This window comes from Pseudomonas sp. KCJK8993, from assembly GCF_046230915.1.
Taxonomy (GTDB): Bacteria; Pseudomonadota; Gammaproteobacteria; order Pseudomonadales; family Pseudomonadaceae; genus Aquipseudomonas; species Aquipseudomonas piscis.
On record NZ_JBJJLO010000176.1, the window covers coordinates 1 to 8,160 of the forward strand.

General features: G+C 64.7%; 8 protein-coding genes. 6 read left to right on the top strand and 2 right to left on the bottom strand.

The genetic code is table 11. The features are described 5' to 3' along the window. Nucleotides 1-176: 176 nt before the first annotated feature. The 3 genes from ACK6AU_RS30570 to ACK6AU_RS30580 all read left to right on the top strand — a co-directional run bounded on the left by ACK6AU_RS30570 (nt 177) and on the right by ACK6AU_RS30580 (nt 3,556). Nucleotides 177-1,166 carry a response regulator gene (locus ACK6AU_RS30570; RefSeq protein WP_185700231.1) on the top strand — a complete coding sequence of 330 codons (990 nt, stop codon included), beginning with the start codon at nt 177-179 and terminating at the stop codon, nt 1,164-1,166. A gap of 3 nt (nt 1,167-1,169) precedes the next feature. After that, nucleotides 1,170-2,117 (top strand): sensor domain-containing diguanylate cyclase, encoded by a 948-nt coding sequence (locus ACK6AU_RS30575; RefSeq protein WP_185700230.1) that lies wholly within the window; start codon nt 1,170-1,172, stop codon nt 2,115-2,117. 113 nt (nt 2,118-2,230) lie between these two features. Further along, entirely contained in the window at nt 2,231-3,556 is a 1,326-nt protein-coding gene (locus ACK6AU_RS30580) for a hypothetical protein (RefSeq protein WP_409303399.1), read from the top strand. Nucleotides 3,557-3,571: 15 nt separating this feature from the next. Here ACK6AU_RS30580 and ACK6AU_RS30585 read toward each other — a convergent pair whose 3' ends face one another. Continuing rightward, nucleotides 3,572-4,690 carry a saccharopine dehydrogenase family protein gene (locus ACK6AU_RS30585; protein ID WP_185700228.1) on the bottom strand — a complete coding sequence of 373 codons (1,119 nt, stop codon included), beginning with the start codon at nt 4,688-4,690 and terminating at the stop codon, nt 3,572-3,574. A 447-nt stretch (nt 4,691-5,137) separates the two neighbouring features. Between ACK6AU_RS30585 and ACK6AU_RS30590 the strand changes: the two genes are divergently transcribed. Next, the gene (locus ACK6AU_RS30590) at nt 5,138-6,007 is read left to right on the top strand and encodes an oxaloacetate decarboxylase (protein WP_185700227.1); all 870 of its coding nucleotides are present in this window, start codon (nt 5,138-5,140) and stop codon (nt 6,005-6,007) included. A 33-nt stretch (nt 6,008-6,040) separates the two neighbouring features. On the opposite strand, the gene ACK6AU_RS30595 is transcribed toward ACK6AU_RS30590, so the two are convergent. Continuing rightward, nucleotides 6,041-6,445 (bottom strand): response regulator, encoded by a 405-nt coding sequence (locus tag ACK6AU_RS30595; RefSeq protein ID WP_185700226.1) that lies wholly within the window; start codon nt 6,443-6,445, stop codon nt 6,041-6,043. Nucleotides 6,446-6,609: 164 nt separating this feature from the next. On the opposite strand from ACK6AU_RS30595, the gene ACK6AU_RS30600 reads away from it, so the two are divergent. Both ACK6AU_RS30600 and ACK6AU_RS30605 read left to right on the top strand, forming a co-directional pair. Then, a complete protein-coding gene (locus tag ACK6AU_RS30600; protein ID WP_409303402.1) occupies nt 6,610-7,359 on the top strand; it encodes an SIR2 family NAD-dependent protein deacylase in 750 nt (249 codons plus the stop codon). A 51-nt stretch (nt 7,360-7,410) separates the two neighbouring features. Beyond that, the gene (locus tag ACK6AU_RS30605) at nt 7,411-8,064 is read left to right on the top strand and encodes a suppressor of fused domain protein (protein ID WP_409303404.1); all 654 of its coding nucleotides are present in this window, start codon (nt 7,411-7,413) and stop codon (nt 8,062-8,064) included. Nucleotides 8,065-8,160: the final 96 nt, after the last annotated feature.

Sequence of the window (8,160 nt, forward strand, 5' to 3'; positions counted from 1 at the left end):
TGAACAATGACTTGGAACAAACAACCCGATTACCCACTGCTTGTTCTTTGATTATCCGTCGCTCTATAGTTCGGCGCGGCACGGACAGCCTGTAACAAACACAATACAAACGGCAACTCGTTACATTCTCCAACACTATCCACTTGCGGATTTATGCGAATGAGCGTCCGATCCCGATGATTCCCCTCCTCGTCTGCGACGATTCGAGCATGGCCAGGAAGCAGGTGCTGCGTACCCTGCCCGGCGAATGGCGAGTGTCCGTGACCCAGGCCTGCAATGGCCGCGAAGGGCTGGAGGCATTGCGCAAGGGACTGGGCAAGGTGGCCCTGCTGGACCTGACGATGCCGGTGATGGACGGCTACCAGGTCTTGAGCGCCGTGCAGGAAGAAGGCATCGACACGCAGATCATCGTCATCTCCGGCGACATCCAGGAAGAAGCCATACGTCGTACCCGCGAGCTGGGCGCCCGGGCTTTCCTCAAGAAACCTTTCGACCCCCAGCAACTGCGTAGCCTGCTCCACGAGCTGGAGCTCTTGGACAACGGGCGCGGCAGGCCGGTGCCCGATCCATCGCCGGCACCGGTGGTGACCTTCCGCGATGCCTTTCGCGAGACCGTGAACGTTTCCATGGGCTATGCCGCGGCGCTGATCGCCAAGGTCCTGGATGTGTTCGTGCACCTGCCGATTCCCCACGTCAACATCCTGGAGGCCGGGGAACTGCAGATGCTGCTGACGGACGCCAACCGCTCACGGCAACTGACGGCCATCTGCCAGAGCTACATCGGCAGCGGCATCGCCGGCGAGGCGCTGCTGATATTCCATGACTCCTCGGTGGCCGACATCGCCCAGCTGATCGAACAGGGCACCGACCCCTACCTGGAAATGGAAGTGCTGATCGACCTCTCCAGCGTGCTGATCGGTGCCTGCCTGAGCAGCATCGCCGACCAGCTGGACGTGTTCTTTTCCGTGGGCCATCCCCAGGTACTGGGCGAGCAGACCAGCATCGACGAGCTGATCGTGCTCAACCAGCAACGCTGGAAAAACACCCAGGCGGTGGAGATCAGCTACAGCCTGGATGAGCAGAACATCCACTTCGACCTGCTACTGCTGTTCACCGAGGACTCCCTGGCCCTGCTGGAACAGAAACTCGCCTACCTGATGAGTTGAACCATGCCCAAACGAATGGATTTCAGTGAACTGCACTGGCTGCTGGCGGTGGTCCACGGCATCGACGTGGGAATCGTCGTGCTGGACCTCGAATGCCGGGTCCAAGTGTGGAACAGCTTCATGGAGAACCGCTCCGGCGTGGCGTCCAGGCAGGCCATCGACCGCTCGTTCTTCGAGCTGTTCCCGGAAGTCGAGAAACCCTGGTTCACCCGCAAGATGGGACGAGTCGTGGCCCTTGGAACACCCGCTTTCACCATCTGGAAACAGCGGCCGTACCTGGTGCGCTTCAAGAACTACCAGCCAATCACCGGCCAGGGCGAGTTCATGTACCAGAACACCACGCTGCTGCCCCTGCGCTCGTCCAACAGCGAGATCCACCACGTGTGCCTGGTGATCTACGACCTGACCGACGTGGCGATCAACAACCAGGGGCTGCACAAGGCCAACCAGCAACTGCAACAGCTGTCGCGCACCGACCACCTGACCCAGCTCTACAACCGTGGCCACTGGGAACAGCGCCTGCAATTGGAATATGCCCGTCACGACCAGGCCATCGCCCTGCTGATGCTGGATATCGACCACTTCAAGTCGATCAACGATCGCTACGGCCACCAGGCCGGCGACGCGGTGATCAAGCGCCTCTCGGAGCTGATCCACCAGCATCTGCGCGACAGCGACGTGGCCGGGCGCTATGGCGGCGAGGAGTTCGCCATCCTGCTGCCGCGCACCGAGCTGAGCGGCGCCCAGAGCCTCGCCGAACGCCTGCGCCAGGCGGCGGAGAACCAGACGGTGCTGCACAACGGCCAGGTCATTGCCTTCACCATCAGCCTGGGCATCGCCTGCCTCGACCGCCCGGCCCGGGATCACCGCTGCCTGATCGAATGGGCCGACCAGGCGCTGTATGCCTCCAAACATGCAGGACGCAATCGGATCAGTACCTACACGCCTTGAGCAGCACTTCACGGCCTTGAAAAAAAACCATCTGCAACGGATAAACTGCGCGTTTTTCCAGTCCATCTCCGGTCTGCTACGCCTTTTCCAGCGCCACAAGGAGTCCTGCGCGCATGTCCCTGTCGAATTCGAATCTCTCCCCGCAACAGCAGTGGCACCAAGCCGTATTGATGTACGCCAAGCGTATCAACCGCTATGTCGAGACCGGCACGCGGGAGGGCTTCGACGGCCTGCCCGAACCACGCATGCCGGACAGCACCCACCTGTTGCCGCACTGGCAAGCGGCCCTGGAAACGAGCAACCAGGGCCCCCACGATGAAGCCGCGCGCCAGGCCTTTCGCCAGGACTGGCCGCCGGCGCACTTCCCGCTGTTGCCGCGCCTGGAAAGCCAGGGGCGAATGATTCCCGCCCTGGCGCTGCTGCCGGACGGCAGTTTGCTGGCGCGCATCGGCGCGCCCTACGAGGCCGGCTCCGTGGTGCATATCGTCAATGACCAGGTCGAGACCCTGGAACACGTGGAATTCTTCGGCATGTGCCCGCGGCGGCGCTATGTCGCTTGGGCGCGGACCGAGGGCGTGCAGGTGACCGACGGCTGGAATGGCCCGCAGGTGGCGAGCTTTCCCTGGCCCGATGGCCATGCCGACCTGCCCCAGGGCCTGGAGCAGCAGGACACCGGGCGTCCCAGTCCCAGCCGCCTGATTCCATTCCCGGACGGGCGCAGGGTGCTGCTGGTGAGCGCCGACGGCATCTTCGTCCTGGCGGCCGATGGCGCCACCCGCCTGCTGCGCCGGCTGGAAGACATCCAGCAAGACCTGGCCGATGGCGTGGCGCCCGATGACCTGACCGTCGGCCTGTGCATGGAACATGGCGCAGTGTCGCCGGACGGCCAGTGGATCGCCGTGGGCGAACAATGCGGTTCCCATCTGGTGTTCGATGCCCGCCTGCAGCCTGTGGCCGAGATCGGCCCTGCCAGCGAGTACCCGCACTTCGCCTGCTTCAACCAGCGCGGCGATCGCCTGCTGCTCAATGCCTGCCACTTCTACAGTGGCGCCAGCCTGGGCGTCGCCGTGACCGACCTGCCGGGGCTGGCCACCGATTTCTACAGCGACGACCCGCGCACCCCGGTACTGCAGGATGGCGCCCGGGTATACGCCGCGGCCTCGCGGGGCGACGAATTCATCATCGGCGATGCCTACGGTTACCTGCGGGCCTTCAGCGAAGCGGGCGAAGAGCGCTGGCAGCACTACGTCGGCTCGACCCTGTGCGCCATGGACATCAGCCCCGATGGCCAGACCCTGGTGGCCGCTACCTACGCCGGGATCATCGTGCGCATCGAGCTGGACCGTGGCCGTCCGGACTGGCAGATCGGCACGGGCGAGCACCATGAAGTGCAGCGCTGGCTGTTCTGGAAGGACCTGGCCAAGCCACTCCTATGGTGAAAAAGCTCAACCCGGCTAACGCGAGAACTCAACCTGCATCTGCAAGTGGAGCGGATCGTCGATGGCCCGCAGGTACTGCTCAAGGCTGACCTCGCCGGCGCAGGCGCGGGCTCCCGGGAGCAGCGACTGGCCATCGAGGACCTTGAGGATCACCGCTACCGCCGCGCAGCTGGGAATCTCCGGACCATGATCATGGGTGGCCGTCAGTTGCGCGGCCATCGACAGCGGCTGGCCATCCTGGCCCAGGCCATGGACATCGACATACATGGCGCTCAGGCCATCGCCCAGCCACTCGAACCAGGTCCCGCAGCGATGCAACCGTACGGCCCAGGGCGCCGGATCGCGCACCAGCCCCAGCCTCACCGCCTGGGCCAGCAAGGCGTTGGCCAGCCCGGCGACCTTGAGCCCGGCACCCGCCTTGAACGACAGGGTATGGGCGCCATAACGGGCAGCGAACAGATCCAGGTCCGGCACATCGACATTGGCCACCAGCCGCGTGCCCAGCCTTGGCAGCTTGCGCAAGGTCAGGCCCTGCCAGCCGATCACCGGGTGCGGCTGGCCGTCCTTGAGCTGCAGGATCGGCCGGCCGGCATAGGCCAGCACCCCGAGGATGGTGGACAGCCCGGGCATCTTCGCCGAGGAGGAAATACCGTGCTCGATACGATCGATCCGGGAGAAGCGCTGGCGATGCTCATCGATGATCGCCGTCGACAGGGTCGGCACCGAGCTGCAGCCGCTGAGTACCGTCACCCCGGCGGCCCGGGCCTGGGCATCGAGGCCGCCGATACCTCCCACGAATTGCCGGCAGTCGGCCAGGTCACAGTAGTTCACCCCGGCCTCGATGCATCCCTGGGCCACGACATAGGACTGGCCCTGGAAGGGCCCACCGGTGTGGATCACCCAATCGATGCCCAGGGTCTTGAGCGCCGGCGCCCACTCCTCGCCCATGGCATCGCCGCACCAGCCTTCGCAGGGCTGGCCGCCCTCGGCGCGCAAGGCCTCGACCTTGGCCGCCAGGCGGGCCGGGTCACGTCCGGAAATCACCAGGTGCACGCCCGGACGGTGGATGAGGTAGCGGCAGATGATGCTGCCAAAATTGCCATAACCACCGACCACCAACACTCTGAGCGTCATTACCTGCATCCCTGAAATAAATACGTTGCGCCGCTGAATGAGCGGACCTTGCGGCGCGGCAGCTTCCGCGATTTGCCCTGGAGCGACAAGTGCCGGCAGCCGCCGGATAGCTTCCGGCGAGGGTCCGGCAGGGCTGCGCGGAGCACTTGTAACATTAAGTTGCTAAAAAATTGCCAATGCCAGTCCGGCATAATGCTATGCAAATTCCTCATCCTCTACGGCCCGGGAGCGTGTTAGCCTCGTCCTGCTATGTCGGCCTCGCATAACAAACCCGCCGCTTCATCCAATCAAGCGGGATAAAGACGCCTTGCTACCCCCCTGCTTCACCTTCATCTGCCCCACTAACGTTTCGCTGCGTGCCTTTCGATCATCGGCTCGCCAAGGGAACTGATTGCAAAATTCGATTCGACCCGAAGGTCGATCTCTCGATCCTATCTCGGAGCTGTTATGTCCAGGCTTTCCCATCAAGATTTGCGCCGCGGTTTCCGTGAACTGATCGCCTCTTCTTCCTGCTATCACACCGCTTCCGTGTTTGACCCGATGTCCGCCCGGATCGCCGCCGACCTGGGTTTTGAAGTGGGCATCCTCGGTGGTTCCGTGGCCTCGCTGCAGGTCCTGGCGGCCCCCGACTTCGCCCTGATCACCCTGAGCGAGTTCGCCGAGCAGGCTACCCGCATCGGCCGCGTGGCCCAGTTGCCGGTGATCGCCGACGCCGACCATGGCTACGGCAACGCCCTCAACGTGATGCGCACCGTGGTCGAGCTGGAACGCGCCGGCGTCGCCGCGCTGACCATCGAGGACACCCTGCTGCCGGCGCAATTCGGCCGCAAGTCCACCGACCTGATATCCGTCGCCGAAGGCGTGGGCAAGATCCGCGCGGCCCTGGAGGCCCGGGTCGATCCGGAACTGGCGATCATCGCCCGGACCAACGCCGGGATCCTGCCGGTGCAGGAAATCATCAGCCGCACCCAGCAGTACGAACGCGCCGGCGCCGATGCCATCTGCATGGTCGGCATCCGCGATTTCGAACAACTGGAGCAGATCTCCGAGCACCTGAGCGTACCGCTGATGCTGGTGACCTACGGCAACCCGGCGCTGCGCGACGACGCACGTCTGGCCCAGCTGGGCGTGAAGATCGCGGTGGATGGCCACGCCGCCTATTTCGCGGCGATCAAGGCCACCTACGATTGCCTGCGCGAACAGCGGCAGATCTTCACCCAGGCCTCGGACCTGAGCGCCACCGAACTGGCGCACACCTACACCCAGCCCGAGGAGTACATCGTCTGGGCGCGGGAGTTCATGAGCGTCAAGGAGTAACGCCGGCAATTGGCCGGGGTGAGGCGCAATGCCTCAACCCTGGGCCGATTTCAACGCGCCTTCCACGCAATCCAGGATCTGCCCGATGGTCCAGGGCTTGCGGATGAAGGACACCGGATAACGCACCCCGGAACTCTCGGGAGTCTCGTATCCCGACATCACCACGATCGGCATTCCCGGCCAGTGTTCGCCGCACAGGTTGCTCAGGCTTGCACCATTGAGCCGGCCAGGCATGGTGATATCGGTCAGCAGCAGCGCCACGTCCGCGGCCCGTTCATGGAGGAATTCCCAGGCCTGGTCGGCACTGTCCAGGGCCTGGGTGGCGTAGCCCTCGTCCTCGAGGATCTCGCACAGGAACTCCAGCACCGTCGGCTCGTCCTCCACCACCAGGATCAAGCGCCCGCAGGCGTCGCTATCGATGGGCGAAGCTGAATACATGGATGACACTCCCTGGCAGGTTGGATGGGCGAGCCAAGCCGCCGACACACTTATGAGCGAAGGCGCGAAGATAAATTCACTTGCCGCGACCGTCGGCGGATAATGCCAGCCCCGCAAGCGCCACCCAAGTGGTGCCGTGATTGAAAACGGAGGTGGTTCTTTTCATGGAGTTCGATCCCAAGCGACTGGCCCAGTCCAGGCACCTGGTGGTATTCAGCGGCGCCGGAGTCTCGGCGGAAAGTGGCATCCCGACCTTTCGCGATGCCCTGACCGGCTTCTGGGAACACTTCGATCCGGCGCGCCTGGCCACGGTCCAGGCCTTTCGCGACGACCCGGCGCTGGTCTGGGGCTGGTACGAATGGCGGCGCCAGAAGGTACTCGCGGCCCAGCCCAATCCGGCCCACCTGGCGATCGCCGAACTGGGCCGGCGCCTGCCGCGCCTGACCCTGATCACCCAGAACGTCGATGACCTGCACGAGCGCGCCGGCAGCGTCGATGTGCTGCATCTGCACGGCAGCCTGCACACGCCCAAGTGCTTCGCCTGCAATCGGCCCTTCGCCGGCGCGCTGCCCATGCCCTCCGTGCCAGAGAGCGGCGCGCGCCTGGAGCCGCCACGCTGCACCGGCTGCAATGGCAAGCTGCGCCCTGGCGTGGTGTGGTTCGGCGAAGCACTACCGGAGGCGGCCCTCAAGCGCGCCTTCCAGGCTGCCCGCGAGTGCGACCTGCTGCTGTCGGTGGGCACCTCCGGGCTGGTGCAGCCGGCGGCGCAGATTCCCCAGCTGGCCCTGCAGCAAGGTGCCTGCGTGGTGCATATCAACCCGCAGCCACAACCCGGCAGCGCCCCCGGGGAATACCACCTGGTGGGCAAGGCCGGGCAGGTGCTGCCACAACTGCTACAGCAGGCCTTTGCCTGATTTCCGGGTGGCCCGCAGTGGGCCACCCTCTGCTTTCAAGGACGTTTGAAGATGTCGGATACCCAAGACTTTTCATGGTTCGAAGCGGCCTGGGAACAGCGTGAGGAACAGGTCTACCGGAGCTTGTTCGGTGATCTCGGCCGCGGGATCTACCCCCTGGACCCAAGCCTGTTCCGCGATGCCGAAGTCGACCCGCGCTGGCTGAGCCACGGGGTCTTCGAGTCGCCCCCCAATGCCCGGCGCGAGAGCTGGCTGTACGTCACCTCGGGCCTGTCCAATGCCTGGCACGCGGAGCAGCCCGAGCCGGACGGCTGGTCCGGCATGGGCCGCGAACTGCTGCTGGAAACCCGCGAACAAGCGCCATGGGCGCTGTACCTGCTGCGCCACTTCTGCGCCTACCAGCTGCTGCTGTCCGCCGGCCATTTCGGCGAGCGGCCGCTGTTGGACGAGTGGGACCGCATGCGCCTGGGCAACCCCATCGACGGCGCCGGCAGCCTGGTCGAGAGCGTGCTGTTCATCGCCGCGCCGGGTTTTCCCGGGACCCAGCAATTGCTCTCCGGGCGTTTCGACTTCCTGCAACTGGTGGGCCTGACCGCCGCAGAACACACCTGGGCCCAGGCCGAAGGCTACCCCGAGCTGCTGCAACGCCTGGCCCAGGCCGGTGCCTCGCCGGTGATCGATCCACGGCGTGCCAGCATCCTGTGATACGCCCCAAACCCGGGGGCAAGGGCGCGCCTCATCATTTTTCCCGCCACGACGGGTCGTCATGAGGTAGATTCATGCAGCGAACACCCTCGCAGC

Coding starts and splice junctions, on each gene's coding strand:
- ACK6AU_RS30570 (WP_185700231.1), top strand. CDS start 177: ATGATTCCCCTCCTCGTCTGCGACGATTCGAGCATGGCCAGGAAGCAG.
- ACK6AU_RS30575 (WP_185700230.1), top strand. CDS start 1,170: ATGCCCAAACGAATGGATTTCAGTGAACTGCACTGGCTGCTGGCGGTG.
- ACK6AU_RS30595 (WP_185700226.1), bottom strand. CDS start 6,445: ATGTATTCAGCTTCGCCCATCGATAGCGACGCCTGCGGGCGCTTGATC.
- ACK6AU_RS30605 (WP_409303404.1), top strand. CDS start 7,411: ATGTCGGATACCCAAGACTTTTCATGGTTCGAAGCGGCCTGGGAACAG.
- ACK6AU_RS30600 (WP_409303402.1), top strand. CDS start 6,610: ATGGAGTTCGATCCCAAGCGACTGGCCCAGTCCAGGCACCTGGTGGTA.
- ACK6AU_RS30580 (WP_409303399.1), top strand. CDS start 2,231: ATGTCCCTGTCGAATTCGAATCTCTCCCCGCAACAGCAGTGGCACCAA.
- ACK6AU_RS30585 (WP_185700228.1), bottom strand. CDS start 4,690: ATGACGCTCAGAGTGTTGGTGGTCGGTGGTTATGGCAATTTTGGCAGC.
- ACK6AU_RS30590 (WP_185700227.1), top strand. CDS start 5,138: ATGTCCAGGCTTTCCCATCAAGATTTGCGCCGCGGTTTCCGTGAACTG.